We start from the raw sequence: 19,269 nt of genomic DNA on the forward strand, positions 1-19,269 counted from the left end.
CCACCCCTGTACGGGCCTCGGACGGGCGGGCGACTTGTGACGATTCGGAAAAGGTGACGCATGTTCAGCTTACCGACGGGTCCTACCGTCAGTAACCTCCCGCGCACCGGCCCCTCCCAGGACCGCACCGGCCCCATCGAGGACGTCCAGGAGCCCCCATGCGCCCACGCACCGGAAGACCCGCCAGTCCCCGCCCGACCCGCCCGCGACCCGCCCGCGGGCGCCCGGTCGCCGCCGCCCGGCTCGCGGTCGCCGCCGCGCTCGCCCTGGGGGCCGGACTGCTCGCCCCCGCCCACCAGGCCGCCGCCGCCGACCCGCCCGCCGATCTGTGCGGCAGGAGCTGCGCCGACATCCTGCCGCCCGGCGAGAACGGCAACGCCACCCTCGCCGAGATCCTCGCCCACCGCGTCCTGGGCACCCGCCCCGCCCACGCCGCCGACCAGCTCGGCCGCTACGACTCCCTGCCCGGCGGCTACGGCGGCCTCACCGACGCCAAGCTCACCGACTTCTTCAACGACGCGTCCTTCGGGGTGCCCGCCGACCAGGTCGAGTCGGTCACCCGGCCGCGCGACGACGTCACGATCACCCGCGACAAGAAGACCGGCGTGCCGCACGTCGCGGGCACCACCCGCTACGGCACCGAGTTCGGCGCCGGGTTCGCCGCCGCCCAGGACCGGCTGTGGATGATGGACCTGTTCCGCCACATCGGCCGCGGCGAACTGACCGGCTTCGCGGGCGGCGCGCTCGCCAACCAGGGCCTGGAGCAGCAGTTCTGGCCGCAGGCGCCGTACACCGAGGCCGACTACGAGGCACAGGTCACGTACATCAGGACCCGCGAGGGCGCCCGCGGCGAACAGGCCATGGCCGACGCCCAGGCGTACGTCGACGGCATCAACGCCTACCGCCAGAAGTCCAAGGACGGGCGGTACTTCCCCGGCGAGTACGTGCTCACCGGCAAGGTCGACGCGATCACCAACGCCGGCGAGATCCAGCCGTTCAAGCTCACCGACCTGATCTCCATCGCGTCCGTCGTCGGCGGCCAGTTCGGCGGCGGGGGCGGCGGCGAGGTGCAGGCCGCGCTGTCGCTGCTCGCCGCCCAGCAGAAGTACGGCGTGGCCGAGGGCACCGCCGTGTGGGAGTCCTTCCGCCAGCGCAACGACCCGGAGGCCGTCCTCACCGTCCACGACGGCACCTCCTTCCCGTACGCAGCCAAGCCCGCGAACCCGCGCGGCACCGCCCTGCCCGACCCGGGCTCCGTCACCGCCGAGCCCCTGGTCTTCGACCGCACCGGCTCCGCGCTCACCGGCGCCAAGGCGCCCGTGAAGGCCCCGGCGGCGCTCCGGCCCGCGCAGGGCATGTACGACGACGGGGTGCTGCCCAAGGGCGTCCTGGACCCGAAGAAGGGCATGTCCAACGCCCTGCTGGTGTCCGGCGCGCACACCGCGAGCGGCCACCCGGTCGCCGTGTTCGGCCCCCAGACCGGCTACTTCGCGCCGCAGCTGCTGATGCTCCAGGAGCTCCAGGGCCCGGGCATCTCCGCGCGCGGCGTCTCCTTCGCCGGGGTCGGCATGTACGTGCAGATGGGCCGCGGCCAGGACTACGCCTGGTCGGCCACCTCCGCCGCCCAGGACATCACCGACACGTACGCCGTCGAGCTGTGCGAGCCCGGCGGCTCGACGCCCACCACCGCCTCCACCGGCTACCTCTACCGGGGCACCTGCACCCCGATGGAGAAGCTGGAGAAGCGCAACGCCTGGAAGCCCACCGTCGCCGACTCCACGGCCGCCGGCTCCTACCGGCTCCAGGTGTGGCGCACCAAGTACGGCATGGTCACGCACCGCGCCACCATCGGCGGCAAGCCCGTCGCGTACACCACGCTGCGCAGCACCTACCGCCACGAGGCCGACTCCATCATCGGCTTCCAGCTCCTGAACGACCCCGGCCAGGTCAAGGACGCCGCCACCTTCCAGCAGGCCGCGTCGAACATCGACTACGCCTTCAACTGGTTCTACGCCGACTCCCGCGAGGCCGCCTACTTCAACAGCGGCATGAACCCGCAGCGCGCCGACGGCGTCGACCCGGCCCTCCCGGTCCGCGCCGAACAGGCCTACGAGTGGCGGGACTTCGACCCCTCGGTCAACGACGCCGCGTACACGCCCCCCGCCCAGCACCCGCAGTCGCGCGGCCAGGACTACTACGTGTCCTGGAACAACCGCCAGGCCAAGGACTACAACACGGCCGCCTTCGGCTTCGGCTCCGTGCACCGCGCCGACCTGCTCGACCAGCGGGTGCGGAAGCTGACCCGGGCCGGGGGAGTGACCCGCTCCTCGCTGACCCGGGCCATGGCCGAGGCCGCCGTCACCGACCTGCGCGGCGAACAGGTGCTGCCGGAACTCCTGGCCGTGCTGCGCTCCCGGCCGGTCACCGACCCGCAACTGGACGCCGCCGTCCAGCAGCTGGACGCCTGGCGGGCCGCCGGATCGCAGCGCAAGGAGACCGCCCCGGGCTCCAAGGCGTACGGCCACGCCGACGCGATCCGGGTGATGGACGCCTGGTGGCCGCTGCTCGTCGAGACCGAGTTCAGGCCCGGCCTCGGTGACGGGCTCTACGCGGCGCTCACCGCGAGCCTGCCCACCGACGAGTCGCCCGCGGCCAGCCACGGCCCGACCGGCGGGCACAGCGGCTCGGCCTTCCAGTACGGCTGGTGGGGCTTCGCCGACAAGGACCTGCGCCAGGTGCTCGGGCGCCCGGTCCAGGGCCCGCTGGCCAAGGCGTACTGCGGCGGCGGCGACCTGTCCGCCTGCCGCGACGCGCTCCTGGCCGCGCTGAAGACGGCCGTCGCCGAGCCCGCGGCCGAGGTCTACCCGGCCGACGGCAGCTGCGCGGCCGGCGACCAGTGGTGCTCGGGCTCGATCCAGCACCGCGCGCTCGGCGGCATCACCCAGCAGGCGGTCAACTGGCAGAACCGGCCGACCTACCAGCAGGTCGTCGAGTTCCCGGCGCACCGGCCGTAGGCGGTACGCAGACCGTGCGGGCCCGCGCCGGAATCGCTCCGGGGCGGGCCCGCCCGCTGTCCGGGGGCGGCGGGGTCAGCGCGCGCCGATGCGTCCCGCCGCGACCACCACCCGCGCCAGCTCCGGGTGGCAGATGTCGCTGTGCGCGCCGGACGGCGGGCCGCCGTCGCGCACCACGGCCTGCGCGTCCACGTTCACGCACCCTGACGCGGGCAGCCCCTCGCGCAGCGCCCGCTCCAGGGTGAGCTGGGCGGTGCCGGCGCAGGCCTGGACGCCGTCGTGGCCCACCGCCCCCCAGCGCCGTTCGAGTTCGGCCGCGAGCCCGGTGGAGTCGTCCGCCAGCGCGGAGGCCAGCGGGTAGATCACGCCCAGCGCGCTGTCGAACCGCGAGTAGCAGGCCACCACCGGGCCGTCCACCCGCTTCTGCAGGTCCCGCAGCGCCCCCGAGGTGCGCGCCGCGTGCGGCAGCGAGGGGGCGAACGCGTAGTGCGAGAAGGCGCCCTGGAGGAGCGTCACCGACTTGAGGTTGCGCACGCCCGCGGGCAGCCCCGGCAGCGCGAAGGCGACCAGGCGGGCGCCCTGGCTGTGCCCGACCAGATGGATCCGGGTGTCCGGACGGGACCGGGCCAGGGTGCCGATCAGCGGGCCCAGCCCGCGCTGCCCGACCGTCCCCGCCCGGCGCTTCATCTCGTAGTACGTCGCCTGGCGCAGCAGCTCCTTGGCGCCGTTCCACAGCTTCTTCAGGCTGATCCCGAACCCCTCGCCCGGCTCCTGCCCGGGCCCGTCCAGGCCCGCCTCGGCCAGCGCGAGCGTGAACCGCTCGCACACCCGCACGGCGTCGTCGTACAGGAACGCCGGGTGCGCCCGGGCCGGTTCGCCGTCCACCAGGTCGGCGGTCCGCCCGTCCGGCGGGCTGTCCGCCGCCACCCCGACCAGCTCGCGCACCGAGGCCGCGAACTCGTCGAACGCGGGCCGCGAGTCCGGCTGGAGTTCGAGCAGCCCGGCCAGCCGGTCGAGCCGCTCCCGCTGTCCGGGGAACGCCTCGTCCAGGGCCCGGCGCGTCTCCGCGTCCAGGGCCGGGCCGGTACGGCCGTCGGCGGGGAGGACCGAGCCGAAGTCCGGGATCGGCTCGTCGGTGAACATCATGGACGGCCAGACGATCCCCGCGTACCCCATCCGCACCCCCGGCGCCCCGCCCACCAGGGCGGGGAACGGCTCGAAGAAGCGCGAGTACAGACGGGTCGCCACGGTCCGCGAGCTGTTCCAGCCGTGCGCGAACATCACCAGGTCCGTGACGTCCAGGCGCGCCAGCCCGTCGCGCTCGGCGGCGTCGACGTCCCCGTCCTTGTCGAAGGTGACCTCCCGGTAGGGCGCCACGCTCATGTCGTTCATGTCCCCCGACCTCCGTTCCGGAGCCGTGCCGCCCGTGACCCGCACGGCACGGCACACCCAGGATCCTGCGGCGCGACGGCGAAGGACAGACCCGTGACGGGGCCCGTGACGGGCCCGGGGGACGAGCGGGTCAGTACGGCAGCAGGTAGCGTCGCCGCACCGTCCGGAAGGCGGCCAGCCCGGCCCCCCAGGCGCCCGCGACCTCGTCCGTGTCCGCCCCCGCGTCGATCATCGTGCGCACCCGGGCCGAGCCGGTGAGCTTGTCGATCCACAGGTCGGGGCGCCAGGCGAAGCCGCTCCACACCCGGCGGGCGGTCACCAGCAGCCCGATGCCGGTGCGCACCGGGTCGAACGCCTCCCGGTCGTGCACGTGCAGCTGCACCCCGCCGACGGTCTTCCCCTGGAACTTGGAGAACGTGGGCGCGAAGTAGGCCTCGCGGAAGTGCACCCCGGGCAGCTCCAGGGCGCCGGCCGCCTCGGCCCACCGGCGGTCCACGCCCTCGGCGCCGAGCAGCTCGAACGGCCGCGTGGTGCCGCGCCCCTCGGAGAGGTTGGTGCCCTCGAACAGACAGGTCCCCGCGTACACCAGGGCCGTGTCCGGGGTCGGCATGTTGGGGCTGGGGGGCACCCAGGGCAGCCCGGTCGCGTCGAAGAAGTCGCCCCGGCGCCACCCGGACATCCGTACCGTCTCCAGCTCCACCCGGCCGCCCAGGAACTCCCCGTCGAACAGCCGCGCCAGCTCCGCGACCGTCATCCCGTGCGCCTGCGCGATCGGCTCGCGGCCCACGAACGTCGCGAACGCCTTGTCCAGGACCGGGCCGAGCGCGGCGCGCCCGGTCACCGGGTTCGGCCGGTCGAGCACCACGAACCGCTTGCCCGCCAGGACGGCCGCGGCCATGCAGTCGTACAGCGTCCAGATGTACGTGTAGAAGCGCGCGCCCGCGTCCTGGACGTCGAAGACCACCGTGTCCACGCCCGACGCGGTGAACACGTCCGCCAGCGCCCGCCCGCTCTTGAGGTACGTGTCGTAGACCGGGAGCCCGGTCGCCGGGTCGTCGTACCGCCCCTCGGAGCCGCCCGCCTGCGCGGTGCCGCGGAAGCCGTGCTCGGGGCCGAACACCGCGACCAGGTCCACCCGTTCGTCGCCGTGCATCACGTCCACCACGTGCCGCAGGTCCGCGGTCACCCCGGTCGGGTTGGTGACCACGCCCACCCGCTGCCCGGCCAGCGACCGGTAGCCGGAGGCGGCCAGCACGTCGAAGCCGGTGCGCACCCTCCGCCCGCGCCCGCCGCCGGGGGAGGCGGCCGCCGCGGCCCCGCCCGTCGCCGCCATCGTGCCCACCGCACCGCCCGCGGCCAGCAGGCCCCTCCGGGACAGACTCATGCGCGCGCCTCCTCCTGGACCACCCGTGGTGTCCGACATGCCCACGCACGCTAGTGGCCGCGGGCCCGCCGGGGAACGCACCACACGCGGCGCCCCGCCGGGAAGACCGCCCGGAACACCGCGTCCGCGCTCTTCCGCGTTCACATACCGACTGGTTAGTCTGCCGACGACAGCCACGACGGAGAGGCAGGTCCCGATGGGCACGGTGCAAGGCGCGGCGGTGGTCGTCACGGGGGCGGGCGGAGGCATCGGCGCCGCCCTCGCCCGCAGGTTCGCGGCGGAGGGCGCGCGCGTCGTCGTCAACGACATCGACCCGGGGCGGGCCAAGGCCGTCGCCGAGGAGATCGGCGGCACCGCCGTGGCGGGGGACGCCTCGGCCGTCGTCGAGGAGGCCCGCGACGCGCTCGGCGGCACCGTCGACGTCTACTGCGCCAACGCCGGGCTCGGCTCCGGCGGCGACGCCTTCGCCGACGAGGACGTGTGGGCCGCCGCCTGGGACGTCAACGTGATGGCCCACGTGCGCGCGGTGCGCACCCTGCTGCCCGGCTGGCTGGAGCGCGGCGAGGGCCGCTTCGTCTCCACCGTCTCGGCGGCCGGGCTGCTCACCATGATCGGCGCCGCGCCCTACAGCGTCACCAAGCACGGCGCGTACGCCTTCGCCGAGTGGCTCTCGCTGACCTACCGCCACCGCGGGGTCAAGGTCCACGCCATCTGCCCGCAGGGCGTGCGCACGGACATGCTCACCGCGGCCGGGTCCGCCGGCGACCTCGTGCTCGCCCCCACCGCCATCGAACCCGAGGACGTCGCCGACGCGCTGCTCGCCGGGATCGCGGAGGAGCGCTTCCTGGTGCTGCCGCACCCCGAGGTCGCCGAGTACTACCGGGCCCGCGCCGCCGACCCCGAGCGGTGGCTCGGCAACATGAACCACATCCAGCGCAAGTGGGAGGAGAACGGCCGGTGAGCACCCCCTCGATCTACGCCGCCAAGCCCTGGCTCGCGCAGCTCAACGACGTCCAGCGGGGTCCGGTCGACCCGCCGCCGACCCTGGTGCACGCCTTCCGGGCGTCCGCCGCCGCGGCCCCCGACCGCCCGGCCCTGGCCTACTTCGACGGGCGGCTGAGCTACGCCGAGACGGACGCCCTGTCCGACTCCGTGGCCGGCCACCTCGCGGCCCGCGGGATCGGGCGCGGCGACCGGGTCGCGGTCATGCTCCAGAACTCCCCGCACTACGTCCTCGCGGTGCTCGGCGCCTGGAAGGCGGGCGCGGTCGTCGTCCCGCTCAACCCCATGTACAAGTCGGGCGAGGTCGGCCACGTGCTGGCCGACGCCGAGGTGAGCGCGCTGGTCTGCTCCGACCGCGCCTGGGAGGCCTACCTGCGCGACACCGCCGCCGGCTCCCCGGTGCGCGTCGCGCTGACCGCCTGCGAGCGGGACTTCCAGACCCGCGACGACCCCCGGGTGCTCTCCTTCGAGCGGCTGCCGGTGCCCGCCGACGCCGAGGACCTCACCGCCGTGGCCCGGGCCGGGCACCCGGCGCCCGGCGACCGCGGGACGGGCCCCGAGGACGTCGCCCTGATCAGCTACACCTCCGGCACCAGCGGCCGCCCCAAGGGCGCGATGAACCTGCACGGCAACCTCACGTACAACGCCGAGCGGCAGCGCACCGGCCTGGCCCTCGGCCCCGGCGCGGTGTACTTCGGGATGGCCCCGCTCTTCCACATCACCGGCATGGTCGCCCAGCTCGCCGCCTGCCTGAACAGCGCGGGCACCCTCGCCCTGGCCTACCGCTTCGAGGCGGGCGTCGTCCTGGACGCCTTCCTGGAGCACCGCCCCGCCTTCACCGTCGGGCCCTCCACCGCCTTCATGGCGCTGGCCGCCCACCCGGCCGTCACCCGGGAGCACTTCGACTCCTTCCACACCATCTCCTCCGGCGGCGCCCCGGTGCCCCCGGCCCTGGTCGAGAAGTTCCGCGCGGCCTTCGGGCCCTACCTGCACAACGGCTACGGCCTCACCGAGTGCAGCGCGCCCTGCTCCTCCGTGCCGCCCGGCAGGGAGGCCCCCGTGGACCCGGTGTCGGGGACGCTGTCGGTGGGGGTGCCCGGGCCGGACTCGGTCGTCCGGATCATCGACGACAAGGGCCGGGACCTGCCCTTCGGCGAGCACGGCGAGATCGCGGTGCGCGGCCCCCAGGTGGTGCCGGGCTACTGGAACATGCCCGAGGCCACCGCCGAGGCCTTCCCCGACGGCGAGCTGCGCACCGGCGACATCGGCTTCATGGACCCGGACGGCTGGCTCTACGTCGTCGACCGCAAGAAGGACATGATCAACGCCTCCGGCTTCAAGGTCTGGCCGCGCGAGGTCGAGGACGTGCTCTACACCCACCCCGCGGTGCGCGAGGCCGCCGTCGTGGGCGTCCCCGACGGCTATCGGGGCGAGACCGTCAAGGCGTACGTCAGCCTGCGCCCGGACGCCGCCGCGGAGGTCGCGGAGCTCTCCGCGTACTGCGCGGAGCGGCTCGCCGCCTACAAGTACCCCCGTCAGGTGGAGATCCTGCCCGAACTGCCCAAGACGGCGAGTGGGAAGATCCTCAGGCGGGAACTGCGTTCCCGGGGATAGCACGCGCACGAACCACGGGAAGGCGGCGGCACATGGCCGGCAGGACGACGGACGGGAACGAGATGCCCGTCCCGCAGAGGCTGCTGGCCGCCGCCACCCGGCTGTTCGCCGAGCGCGGCTACGACCGCACCTCCGTCCAGGAGATCGTCGAGGCCTCCGGGGTCACCAAGGGCGCGCTCTACCACTACTTCGGCTCCAAGGAGGACCTGCTCCAGGAGGTGTACGCCCGGGTGCTGCGCCTCCAGCAGGAACGCCTCGACGCCTACGCGGACGCCGACGCGCCCGTCGAGCTGCGGCTGCGCGACGCCGCGGCCGACGTGGTGGTCACCACGATCGACAACCTCGACGACGCCGCCATCTTCTTCCGGTCCATGCACCACCTCAGTCCGGAGAAGAACAAGCAGGTGCGCGCCGAGCGCCGCCGCTACCACGAGCGCTTCCGGGCGCTGGTCGAGGAGGGCCAGCGCTCCGGGGTGTTCTCCCCGGCGACCCCGGCCGACCTGGTGGTGGACTACCACTTCGGCTCGGTCCACCACCTGTCGACCTGGTACCGCCCCGACGGGCCGCTGGACAAGCAGCAGGTCGCCGACCACCTCGCGGACCTGCTGCTGCGCGCCCTGCGCCCGTAGCGCCGACCCCCTAGGACACGGCGCCGGTCAGCACTCGCCGCGCCAGGTGGCGCCCGTGAGCGTCACCCCGACGAAGTCGATCTTGTACTCGCCGGGGCCCGGGTTGTAGTGGACGCAGCGCTCCCAGTTGGAGCCGTTGTACTGCCACCTGGCCTGGACGTGGTCGGCGCCCGGGTAGCGCACGCCGTTGTTGAAGACGGACCGCACCTCGTCGATCCGGCCCGACCAGTTGCCCGCGGTCTTCAGCAGCAGCGCCCCCGACTGGCCGCCTCCCGAGTAGGCGCAGAAGTTGCCCCGCGGACAGCCCGGCGGACTGGGCTCCGCGGACGCGGTCGGAGCGGTGGCGAACACGGCGGCGAAGGCGGCGGTCACGGCCGCGGTGGCGATCGTACGGACACGCATGTGGTTTCCCCCTCGGTTGGAGCGGACCGGGCGCGAGCCCGGGCCGGACGCGGGCCGACAGGCGCGTCGGCTCCCTGCACCCATGACCGTAACGACGGGGAAGGGGCTGTCCGCCCATGAGCGGACAGCCCCTACCGGAAAGCGTGAACCCGGTGGCGGGCCCTGGTCAGAAACCTTGAACAAGCCCCGGAACAGCGGTATTTACCGATCGATTGCCTTGTGTGCGGTCGCCCCCGCCACGCGCGCGGGGGCGGCGTCCGCGGGCTCAGAGGTACTTCTTCAGCTCCCGTCGCGCCAGCGACCGCTGGTGCACCTCGTCCGGGCCGTCCGCGAGCCGCAGCGTGCGCGCCCCCGCCCACAGCTCGGCCAGCGGGAAGTCCTGGCTCACCCCGCCCGCGCCGTGCACCTGCACCGCCTTGTCGAGGATGTCCACCACCGCGCGCGGGGTGGCGATCTTGATGGCCTGGATCTCGGTGTGCGCCCCGCGGTTGCCCACCGTGTCCATCAGCCACGCGGTCTTCAGCACCAGCAGCCGCAGCTGCTCCACCGTCACGCGCGCGTCCGCGATCCACTCCTGGACCACGCCCTGCTGCGCGATCGGCTTGCCGAACGCCGTGCGCGACACCGCGCGCCGGCACATCAGCTCGATCGCCCGCTCCGCCATGCCGATCAGCCGCATGCAGTGGTGGATCCGGCCGGGGCCCAGCCGCGCCTGGGCGATCGCGAAACCGCCGCCCTCCTCGCCGATCAGGTTCGACACCGGCACGCGCGCGTCGTCGAACACCACCTCGGCGTGGCCGCCGTGCCAGTGGTCCTCGTAGCCGTACACCTGCATCGCCCGGCGCACCTCGACGCCCGGGGTGTCCCTGGGCACCAGCACCATCGACTGCTGGCGGCGCACGTCCGCGCCGTCCGGGTCGGTCTTGCCCATCACGATGAAGACCTTGCAGTCCGGGTTCATCGCCCCGGAGATGTACCACTTGCGCCCGTTGACCACGTACTCGTCGCCCTCGCGCGCGATGTGCGTGCGCACGTTGGTCGCGTCCGAGGACGCCACCTCCGGCTCGGTCATCGCGAACGCCGAGCGGATCTCGCCCGCGAGCAGCGGCCGCAGCCACCGCTCCCGCTGCTCGGCCGAGCCGAACTGGGCCAGCACCTCCATGTTCCCGGTGTCGGGCGCCGCGCAGTTCAGCGCGGTCGGCGCCAGCTGGGGCGAGCGGCCGGTGATCTCGGCCAGCGGCGCGTACTGGAGGTTCGTCAGCCCCGCGCCGTGCTCCTCGTCCGGCAGGAACAGGTTCCACAGCCCCCGGCGCCGCGCCTCCGCCTTCAGCTCCTCCACCACCGGCGGGACCTCCCACGGCGAGGCGAGCTTCTCGCGCTGCTCGTGCGCGACCGCCTCCGCGGGGTGCACGTGCTCGTCCATGAAGGCGAGCAGGGCGCCGCGCAGCTCCTCGGTGCGGGCGTCGAATCCGAAGTCCATGGGTCAGCCTTCCTGCAGGGTGGTGAGGCCGTGCTCGATGAAGACGGGGACCAGCTCGCCGATGCGGTCGAAGCCGGCACCGACGGTCTGGCCGAGGGTGTAGCGGTAGTGGATGCCCTCCAGGATCACGGCGAGCTTGAACCAGGCGAACGCCGTGTACCAGCCGACGCCCGACACGTCACGGCCCGAGCGCTCCGCGTAGCGCTGGACCAGTTCGGCGGGGGAGGGGTGGCCCGCCGCGGCGGCCGTGGTGCTGATCGGCGAGTGCGGCAGCTCCAGGCGCGCGCTGTACATCACCAGCAGGCCGAGGTCGGTCAGCGGGTCGCCGAGCGTGGACATCTCCCAGTCCAGGACGGCGCGCACCCGCTCGTCCGGCCCGAGCAGCACGTTGTCGAGGCGGTAGTCGCCGTGCACCACGGTCGGCGCCGGGGAGGACGGCAGGGCGCGCCCCAGGGCCGCGTGCAGCTCGTCGACGCCGGCCAGCTCGCGGCCCCGCGAGGCGTCCAGCTGCTTGCCCCAGCGGCGCAGCTGGCGGTCGAGGAACCCCTCGGGCCGCCCGAAGTCGCCCAGGCCCACCGACTCCGGCTCCACGGCGTGCAGGTCGACCAGGGTGTCCACCAGGTTCAGGACCGCGGCGCGGGTGCGCCCCTCGCCCAGCGGGGCGAGTTCCTCGGCGGTGCGGTACGGGACGCCCTCGACGAAGTCCATGACGTAGAAGGGCGCTCCGAGCACCGACTCGTCCTCGCACAGCAGCACCGTGCCGGGCACCGGCACGGCGGTGTCGCGCAGCGCGCTGATCACCCGGTGCTCGCGCTTCATGTCGTGCGCGGTGGCGAGGACGTGCCCCAGCGGCGGCCTGCGGACCACCCAGCGGGTGGTGCCGTCGGTCACCGCGTACGTCAGGTTGGACCGGCCGCCCTCGATGAGCCGGGCGGTGAGCGGCCCGCGGACGAGCCCCGGCCGCTCGCGGTCGAGGTGGACCCGCAGCGCGGCGGGGTCGAGACCGGGGGGCGGGGCTGAGCTCATGCGGGGCACCTCCGTGGGGGGCGGTCGGCCACGCGCCGTTCACGTGGACGGCGTTCATGATGACCGACCAGTCGGTATGTCGTCCAGTGCGAGGGCTCCCGGCTCGTCGCCGACCTGCGCGGACCCCTGGTGCTGGATCACACTCGTGAATAGGGTTCACGTATGGATAGCGCGCTGCTGATCGACGAAGTCCGGCTCACCCCGATCCTCATCTCCGACCCGCCGCTGCTCAACACCCAGGGCGTCCACCAGCCGTACACCCCGCGGCTCATCGTGGAGGTCGTCACCCGGGGTGGCGTCACCGGCGTCGGGGAGACGTACGGGGACAGTGCCTACCTGGCGCTCGCCCGTCCGCTCGCCGACGCCCTGCCCGGCCGGGCGGTCACGGACCTGAACGGCCTCTTCGCCCTGGCCGACCGGGTGCGCGCGGCCGACGGAGGCGGTACGGGCGCAGCGGACGACACGGCGGTGGAGGCGGCCGGCCTGCGCGGTGTCCGTACGGCCGACAAGCTGCGGCTCTCCGTCGTCTCCGGCTTCGAGGTCGCCTGCCTGGACGCCCTCGGCAAGGCCCTCGGCCTGCCCGTGCACGCGCTGCTCGGCGGCAAGGTCCGCGACAGCGTCGAGTACAGCGCCTACCTCTTCTACCGCTGGGCCGGGCACCCCGAGGGCGTCCCCGCCGAGCGCGACGACTGGGGCGCGGCCCTGGACCCGGCGGGCGTCGTCGCCCAGGCCCGCCGCTTCCACCGGCTCCACGGCTTCTCCTCGTTCAAGCTCAAGGGCGGTGTCTTCCCGCCGGACGAGGAGATCGCGGCGATCCGCGCCCTGGCCGCCGCCTTCCCCGGCATGCCGCTGCGGCTCGACCCCAACGGGGCCTGGTCCGTGGAGACGTCCCTGTACGTCGCCGACCAGCTCAAGGGCGTCCTGGAGTACCTGGAGGACCCGGCGAGCGGCACCGGGCGGATGGCCGAGGTCGCCGCCCGCACCGACGTGCCGCTGGCGACCAACATGTGCGTGACCACGCTCGCGGAGGTGCCCGAGGCCTTCGCGCGCGGTGCGGTGCGGATCGTGCTCAGCGACCACCACTACTGGGGCGGGTTGCACCGCACCCGCGAACTGGCTGCGCTCTGCCGGACGTTCGGGGTGGGCCTGTCCATGCACTCCAACACCCACCTGGGCATCAGCCTGGCCGCGATGACCCACGTGGCGGCCACCGTCCCCGACCTGCGCCACGCCTGCGACAGCCACTACCCCTGGCAGGCCGAGGACGTCATCACCCGCCGCCACGTCTTCCGCGACGGCAGGCTCGCGGTGTCCGACGCGCCCGGCCTGGGCGTCGAACTCGACCGCGCCGCCCTGGCCGCGCTGCACCGCAGGTGGCTCGACGACGACGGCGGCATGCGCGACCGGGACGACGCGGCGGCGATGCGCGCGGCGGACCCGGGGTGGGTGACGCCCCGGGTGCCGCGCTGGTGAGGCGTGCGCCGTGACACGTCACGCGTGACGCGTCACGTACGACACCTCACGCGTGACAGGCCACCGGCACCCCGCCGTTCATCGCCGCCATGTCGCCGAACACCGCCACCAGGTCCAGCGGCGACCCCTCGGGCAGCCCCTCCAGCTCCGCGTACGCGCGGTGCAGGTTGGCCACCAGGCGCTCGCTCTCCCGCAGTCCCGCGAACTCGCCCAGGTCCGCCCCGCGCGCCGTCTCCAGCGGGCTCAGGCCCCGGGCCCGGCCGTCGGCGGCGACCTCGGCGACGTACCGCAGGTACCGCTCGGTGGCGTCGTACGCGGACGGGTCGGTGATCGGCCCGTGCCCCGGCACCACCGTCTCCGCGTCCAGCGCCCGCAGCAGGTCGAGCGCCCGCAGCGACCCGGCCAGCGAGCCCATCGGCACGAACGGCGTACCGCCCTGGAAGACCAGGTCGCCGGTGAACACCACGCCCCGCTCCGGCAGGTGCACCACCGTGTCGCCCACCGTGTGCGCGACCCCCGGGTGGACCAGCCGCACCTCGGTGCCGCCCACGTGCAGCGTGAGGCGGTCCGGGTAGGTGAGCGTGGGCGGGGTGATCTCGATGGCGCCGAAGTCGTTCCGCGGCCACACCAGGTGCAGCTGGTGCCCGGCGTTCAGCACCTCCGTCCGGCACGCGTCGTGGCCGACCACGACCGCCTCGGGGGTGAACACGCCGTTGCCGTAGGTGTGGTCGCCGTGGTGGTGGGTGTTCACGACCGTGCGCGGCGGCGCGGCCCCGGTGGCGAGCAGCGCCTCGCGCAGGGCGTGGGCGCGCCGCTCGGTGGCCGTCGTGTCGACGAGCAGCGTGGCGCCGCCGTCGCTGATCCACCCGGCGTTGTTCAGGCACCAGCCGCCGTCGGGCTGTATGTACGCGTGCACGTCGGGCGCGAGTCGGACGGTGTACGGGTCCTCTGCGGGCACCGTTTTCCCCCTGGGGTCGATGTGAACCGGCGCCCCCGAGACTGCCATTCGCGCCGCGGGACCCCGAGTGCGGGGTGGGGGAGGGGCGTTCACGCGTGCGGCCCCGCGGCGCCCGTCAGAAGGCGGCGCCCATCAGAACAGGACCGCCACCCCGAACGCCGCCAGCGCCACCGTGCACCCCGCCGCCACCAGCGCGGCCCGTCGCGTCAGCGCGGGAGGGCGCGGCGAGTCCAGGAGCCGGATGCGGCGGTGCGCGACCGCCAGGAACCCCAGCCACGCCAGCGCGCCCAGCGCCGTGCCGAGCAGCCCGAGGGGGCTCGGCCCGTCGTGCAGGGCCAGCCGTCCGGCCAGCACGGCGGCCACCGTGCACGCCAGGGTGGTGCGCCGCCAGGCGAGCCGGGTCCGCTCCGGCTGGAGCCCCGGGTCGCGCGCCGGCCCCGGCACGGTCAGCCCGCCCAGCCGGCGACCACGACCACCACCATCGCCACGGCGACCACCGCGACCGCGAGGCCGAGGAGCGCGGGGAAGCGCGACACCGGCAGGTCCTCGCCGCGCCGCATGGCCCGCTCGCAGCGCACCCAGTGGTTCACCGCCCGCAGCGCGCAGAGCGCCCCCGCGCCGAGCAGCGCCAGGGCCATGCCGACCCGGACGCCCCAGCGCAGGTCGGGGAGGAACTGGTCGACCGCGAAACCGCCCCCGATCAGGGCCAGCGCGGTGCGGACCCACGCCAGGAAGGTCCGCTCGTTGGCGAGCGAGAAGCGGTAGTCGGGGGTGTCGCCCTCCTCCTGGACGCGCCGGGGCGCCATCCACAGCCGAAGGCTCCGTACGAACTCGCTCACGCGGCGCACCCTACCCGCCGCCTGCGGCGTCCGCCTCAGACGAGGTCCAGCTCGGCCACGTGCTCGTGCTCGCCCGCGGGCTCGCCGGTGGGCCGGAAGCCCAGGCCCCGGTAGAAGTTCTCGGGACCGCCGTTCTCGGCCGGGTGGTACGTGACGGTCACCCGGGTCTTCCCGCGCCGCCGCAGCTCGTCGCAGACGGCCTGGACGGCGAATCGGCCGTAGCCCTTGCCCTGCTCGCCCTCGGCGATGTTCAGCCGCCACAGGCCGTCGCGCACGTCGCCCTCGCCGCGCAGCTTGAAGTCGACGTCGAAGAAGGCCATCAGGAAGCCCACCAGGCGGTCGCCGTCGTAGACCAGGCGCGGCCAGGCGTTGTCGGGCTGGACGTACGCCTCCGCGAGCGACTGGGCGACCGGGGCGACGAAGGTCCGCTGGTGCGGCGCGACCGACAGCCCGCAGGCGTCGAGCACGTTGTCGGGGGTGACGGGTTCAAGGCGCGGGGAACTCATGCGGCGGATCCTACGGTCCGGTGGCCGCGCCCCTCACCTGGGTTTTTCCGGCGATCGGCACATCGAGCGGTACGTCAGGGCCGGTCCGGGCGCTCCCGGTGCCGCAGCAGCTCCTCGTACGCCGCCCTGCCGTCCGGCACCCACTCCCAGGTGTCCAGCAGGGCCCGCACCTCCTCCTCCGGCAGGAAGGCGTGCCAGGCGACCTCCTCCGCCTGCGGGTCCACCTCGGCGTCCACCCGCACCTCGTACACCGCGGACCACCACTGCTGGGCGCCGTCGGCGGAGGCGTACAGGAACCTGAACAGCGGTGTGGGGCGCGGCAGCGAGGCGACGCCCAGCTCCTCGCACGCCTCGCGCAGCGCCGCGTCGTCGTAGCCCTCGCCGGCGCCGACGACCCCGCCGACGAACATGTCGTACAGCGAGGGGAAGACCAGCTTGGTGGCGGTGCGGCGGTGCACGAAGAGCGCGCCGTCCGGGTTGCGGGCGAGCACGAAGACGCAGCGGTGGAGCAGGCCGCGCGCGTACACCTCGCCGCGCGGGAGCTGTCCGACCACGCGGTCGTCGGCGTCGACGACGTCCAGGATCTCGTCAGCGGCACTCATGCCCCCATGAAACCAGGCCCCGGACGGCCACCCCACCCGCCCCCGCGTCCCACCGTCCCTACCGGCCCGAGGGCACCACCGGCTCCCGCCGCACCCGCGCCGCCGGCCCCGTGGGCATCGCCGGGTGCCGGCCCAGCAGGGCGATCCCCGCCACCACCGCCGCGAGCCCGGCCGCCTCCCAGGCCAGCGCCCCGGTGTCGGCGCGCAGCCGGTCGCCGAGGAAGCCCACCCCGCAGGCGATCCCGGCCAGCGGCTGGGCGGCGGTGAGGGCGGGCAGCGACATCCGCAGCGGCGCCGTCTCGAACGCGCTCTGCACGAGCACCAGGCCCACCACGCCGAGGGCCACCACCGCGTACGGCTGCCAGCCGGTCAGCAGCGCCGACCAGCCGCCCGCCGAGAAGCGCTGCCCGCTAACCCGGGTCAGCGCGTCCTGGACGCCGTACAGCAGCCCGGCCGCCAGTGCGAGCAGCGCGGGCCCGGTGCTCAGCCGGGACCGCTTGGCGACCACGACGAGCAGCGCGGCCGCCCCCAGCACCGTGCCCAGCAGCAGCCAGTGCCGCAGCGGCCCGGCGAGCTGCCCGCCGCCGCGCGGCTGCCCGGCCACGATGAACGCCGTCACACCGCCCGCGAGCAGCCACAGCCCGGCCCAGCCCCGGCGGCCCAGGCGCTGCCCGGTGAGGCGGCGCGAGAGGGCCATCGCGAACAGCAGGTTCGTGGCGAGCAGCGGCTCCACCAGGGACACCTGCCCGCGGGCCAGCGCCAGTGCGCCGAGCACCATGCCGCAGACCATCGAGACGATGCCGGCCCGCCAGCGGGGGACCCGGGCGAGGTCGCGCAGCAGCCGCAGCGACAGGTAGTCGCCGAGCGGGGCGGTCCGGGCCGCGTCCTGCTGGAGGACGAAGCCGAAGCCGAGGCAGCAGGCGGCGCCCACGGCGAGGAGGACGACGGAAAGGGGCACGGTGTACACCTCAAGTCCGGCCAGGGCAGGGGGACTTGCCCGACGATACTGCTTCCGTGCCGGGTACCTCCCCTTCTCGCGCCCACGCGTGACGTGTCGCCGTGACGGTTGACGTGTTACCGCCGCGTACGGAAGATCGGACCACTCTCCGCCCGACCACCACCCACCCCGACCGGCCTCCTCCGAGACCCTCCGCTCCCCTCGCTCCCTCCGGCACCCCCGGGTGCCCTCCGACGCATTCCGAACCCAAGGACGGGACCCATGGAGTACGACGCTGATGTCATCGTGATCGGGGCGGGCCTCGCGGGCCTCGTCGCCACCGCCGAGCTCGTCGACGCCGGGCGCACGGTGATCCTCCTCGACCAAGAGCCCGAGCAGTCCCTGGGCGGCCAGGCCCACTGGTCCTTCGGCGGCCTGTTCCTCGTCGACTCGCCCGAGCAGCGCCGCATGCGCATCCGCGACAGCCGCGCCCTGGCCCTCCAGGACTGGTTCGGCACGGCCGGGTTCGACCGCGAGGAGGACCACTGGCCGCGCAAGTGGGCCGAGGCGTACGTGGACTTCGCGTCCGGGGAGAAGCGCGCCTGGCTGCACGCGCGCGGGGTGCGCTTCTTCCCGGTCGTCGGCTGGGCCGAGCGCGGCGGCTACGACGCGCGCGGCCACGGCAACTCCGTGCCCCGCTTCCACATCACCTGGGGCACCGGCCCCGGCCTCGTCGCCCCCTTCGCGCGCAAGGTCCGCGAGGGCGTGGCGCGCGGCCTGGTCCAGCTGCGCTTCCGCCACCGGGTGACCGGCCTGGCCCGTACGGCGGGCGCCCTGGACACGGTCAGCGGCGAGGTACTCGAACCGTCCTCGGTCGAGCGCGGGCAGGCCAGCAGCCGCGAGGTCACCGGCGCCTTCGAGTACCGGGCCCAGGCGGTCATCGTGACCACCGGGGGCATCGGCGGCAACCACGACCTGGTCCGCGCCCAGTGGCCGGAGCGGCTGGGCACCCCGCCCGAGAAGATGCTCTCCGGCGTGCCCGCCCACGTGGACGGCCTGATGCTCGGCATCGCCGAGGCGGCCGGGGCGCACCACATCAACAAGGACCGGATGTGGCACTACACCGAGGGCATCGAGAACTGGAACCCGATCTGGGCCCGCCACGGCATCCGCATCCTGCCGGGACCGTCCTCGCTCTGGCTGGACGCGCGCGGCCGGCGCCTCCCGGTGCCGCTCTTCCCCGGCTTCGACACCCTGGGGACCCTGGAGCACATCATGAGGTCCGGGCACGACCACACCTGGTTCGTGCTCGACCAGAAGATCATCGGCAAGGAGTTCGGCCTGTCCGGCTCCGAGCAGAACCCCGACCTGACGGGCAAGTCGGTGCGCGGGGTGTTCGAGCGGGCGCGGATGGACGTCCCCGGGCCGGTGCGCGCGTTCATGGAGCACGGCGCGGACTTCGTGGTGGAGAAGGACCTGCCCGCCCTGGTGCGCGGCATGAACGCGCTCACCAAGGAGCCGCTGATCGACGAGGCCGAGCTGCGCCGCGAGATCACCGCGCGCGACCGCGAGGTGGCCAACCCGTTCACCAAGGACCTCCAGGTGATGGCGATCCATGGGGCCCGCAAGTACCTCGGCGACCGGCTGATCCGCACGGCGCCGCCGCACCGCATCCTCGACCCCGAGGCCGGACCGCTGATCGCCGTACGGCTGAACATCCTCACCCGCAAGTCGCTGGGCGGGCTCCAGACGGACCTGTCCTCGCGGGTGCTGACCGCCGAGGGGCAGCCGCTGCCCGGGCTCTACGCGGCGGGCGAGGCGGCCGGGTTCGGCGGCGGAGGCGTGCACGGCTACCGCTCGCTCGAAGGCACCTTCCTGGGCGGCTGCGTCTTCTCGGGCCGCGCGGCGGGCCGGGCGGCGGCCAGGGCGGTCTGAGGCGCGGCGGCCAACCGGGCCCGCCGTACGGCGATGTGAGGTTGCGTCACCGACCCGTGAAATCGGGCCAGTTGTG

Annotated in this window: 17 protein-coding genes; 6 read left to right on the plus strand and 11 right to left on the minus strand. The window is 74.3% G+C overall.

What is annotated here, in order from left to right; translation table 11 throughout:
* Positions 1-158: 158 nt before the first annotated feature.
* Positions 159-3,014, plus strand: coding sequence for a penicillin acylase family protein (locus tag ABT160_RS27540; RefSeq protein WP_351650513.1), 2,856 nt, complete (start codon positions 159-161; stop codon positions 3,012-3,014).
* 75 nt (positions 3,015-3,089) lie between these two features.
* Here the strand turns inward: ABT160_RS27540 and ABT160_RS27545 are convergent, their stop codons facing one another.
* Together ABT160_RS27545 and ABT160_RS27550 are read right to left on the minus strand one after the other, a co-directional pair.
* Positions 3,090-4,406 carry an alpha/beta hydrolase family protein gene (locus ABT160_RS27545; protein WP_351650514.1) on the minus strand — a complete coding sequence of 439 codons (1,317 nt, stop codon included), beginning with the start codon at positions 4,404-4,406 and terminating at the stop codon, positions 3,090-3,092.
* A gap of 130 nt (positions 4,407-4,536) precedes the next feature.
* Positions 4,537-5,790 carry an exo-beta-N-acetylmuramidase NamZ family protein gene (locus ABT160_RS27550; RefSeq protein ID WP_351650515.1) on the minus strand — a complete coding sequence of 418 codons (1,254 nt, stop codon included), beginning with the start codon at positions 5,788-5,790 and terminating at the stop codon, positions 4,537-4,539.
* A 196-nt stretch (positions 5,791-5,986) separates the two neighbouring features.
* Here ABT160_RS27550 and ABT160_RS27555 point away from each other — a divergent pair, with 196 nt between their 5' ends.
* From ABT160_RS27555 to ABT160_RS27565, 3 genes are read left to right on the plus strand one after another with little or no spacing between them, the layout of a single operon-like run.
* Positions 5,987-6,751, plus strand: a complete 765-nt coding sequence (locus tag ABT160_RS27555; protein WP_351650516.1) for an SDR family oxidoreductase — start codon at positions 5,987-5,989, stop codon at positions 6,749-6,751.
* Positions 6,748-8,406 (plus strand): class I adenylate-forming enzyme family protein, encoded by a 1,659-nt coding sequence (locus tag ABT160_RS27560; protein ID WP_351650517.1) that lies wholly within the window; start codon positions 6,748-6,750, stop codon positions 8,404-8,406. The genes ABT160_RS27555 and ABT160_RS27560 overlap by 4 nt, the downstream gene beginning before the upstream one ends.
* Before the next feature lie 32 nt (positions 8,407-8,438).
* A complete protein-coding gene (locus ABT160_RS27565) occupies positions 8,439-9,035 on the plus strand; it encodes a TetR/AcrR family transcriptional regulator (protein WP_351650518.1) in 597 nt (198 codons plus the stop codon).
* 27 nt (positions 9,036-9,062) lie between these two features.
* On the opposite strand, the gene ABT160_RS27570 is transcribed toward ABT160_RS27565, so the two are convergent.
* The 3 genes from ABT160_RS27570 to ABT160_RS27580 form a co-directional block, all read right to left on the minus strand.
* A complete protein-coding gene (locus ABT160_RS27570) occupies positions 9,063-9,437 on the minus strand; it encodes a peptidase inhibitor family I36 protein (RefSeq protein WP_351650519.1) in 375 nt (124 codons plus the stop codon).
* Between the two features lie 265 nt (positions 9,438-9,702).
* Entirely contained in the window at positions 9,703-10,917 is a 1,215-nt protein-coding gene (locus ABT160_RS27575) for an acyl-CoA dehydrogenase family protein (protein WP_351650520.1), read from the minus strand.
* Between the two features lie 3 nt (positions 10,918-10,920).
* Positions 10,921-11,943: a phosphotransferase family protein gene (locus tag ABT160_RS27580; protein ID WP_351650521.1), complete on the minus strand. Its 1,023-nt coding sequence runs from the start codon at positions 11,941-11,943 to the stop codon at positions 10,921-10,923.
* 162 nt (positions 11,944-12,105) lie between these two features.
* Here ABT160_RS27580 and ABT160_RS27585 point away from each other — a divergent pair, with 162 nt between their 5' ends.
* Positions 12,106-13,416, plus strand: coding sequence for an enolase C-terminal domain-like protein (locus tag ABT160_RS27585; protein ID WP_351650522.1), 1,311 nt, complete (start codon positions 12,106-12,108; stop codon positions 13,414-13,416).
* Between the two features lie 46 nt (positions 13,417-13,462).
* On the opposite strand, the gene ABT160_RS27590 is transcribed toward ABT160_RS27585, so the two are convergent.
* From ABT160_RS27590 to ABT160_RS27615, 6 genes are all read right to left on the minus strand, one after another.
* Positions 13,463-14,374: an MBL fold metallo-hydrolase gene (locus tag ABT160_RS27590; protein ID WP_351650523.1), complete on the minus strand. Its 912-nt coding sequence runs from the start codon at positions 14,372-14,374 to the stop codon at positions 13,463-13,465.
* Positions 14,375-14,506: 132 nt separating this feature from the next.
* Positions 14,507-14,824, minus strand: a complete 318-nt coding sequence (locus ABT160_RS27595) for a DUF202 domain-containing protein (protein WP_351650547.1) — start codon at positions 14,822-14,824, stop codon at positions 14,507-14,509.
* On the minus strand, positions 14,821-15,213 hold the full coding sequence (locus ABT160_RS27600; protein ID WP_351650524.1) for a YidH family protein: 393 nt from the start codon (positions 15,211-15,213) through the stop codon (positions 14,821-14,823). Before ABT160_RS27600 ends, ABT160_RS27595 begins: the two co-directional genes overlap by 4 nt.
* 35 nt (positions 15,214-15,248) lie before the next feature.
* Positions 15,249-15,719 (minus strand): GNAT family N-acetyltransferase, encoded by a 471-nt coding sequence (locus ABT160_RS27605; RefSeq protein WP_351650525.1) that lies wholly within the window; start codon positions 15,717-15,719, stop codon positions 15,249-15,251.
* Between the two features lie 74 nt (positions 15,720-15,793).
* A complete protein-coding gene (locus tag ABT160_RS27610) occupies positions 15,794-16,321 on the minus strand; it encodes an NUDIX domain-containing protein (RefSeq protein WP_351650526.1) in 528 nt (175 codons plus the stop codon).
* Positions 16,322-16,379: 58 nt separating this feature from the next.
* Positions 16,380-17,279, minus strand: a complete 900-nt coding sequence (locus ABT160_RS27615) for a DMT family transporter (RefSeq protein ID WP_351650527.1) — start codon at positions 17,277-17,279, stop codon at positions 16,380-16,382.
* 261 nt (positions 17,280-17,540) lie between these two features.
* Here ABT160_RS27615 and ABT160_RS27620 point away from each other — a divergent pair, with 261 nt between their 5' ends.
* Positions 17,541-19,193 (plus strand): FAD-binding dehydrogenase, encoded by a 1,653-nt coding sequence (locus ABT160_RS27620; RefSeq protein ID WP_351650528.1) that lies wholly within the window; start codon positions 17,541-17,543, stop codon positions 19,191-19,193.
* Positions 19,194-19,269 lie beyond the last annotated feature (76 nt).

The organism is Streptomyces sp. NPDC001941, assembly GCF_040296945.1.
Taxonomy (GTDB): domain Bacteria; phylum Actinomycetota; class Actinomycetes; order Streptomycetales; family Streptomycetaceae; genus Streptomyces.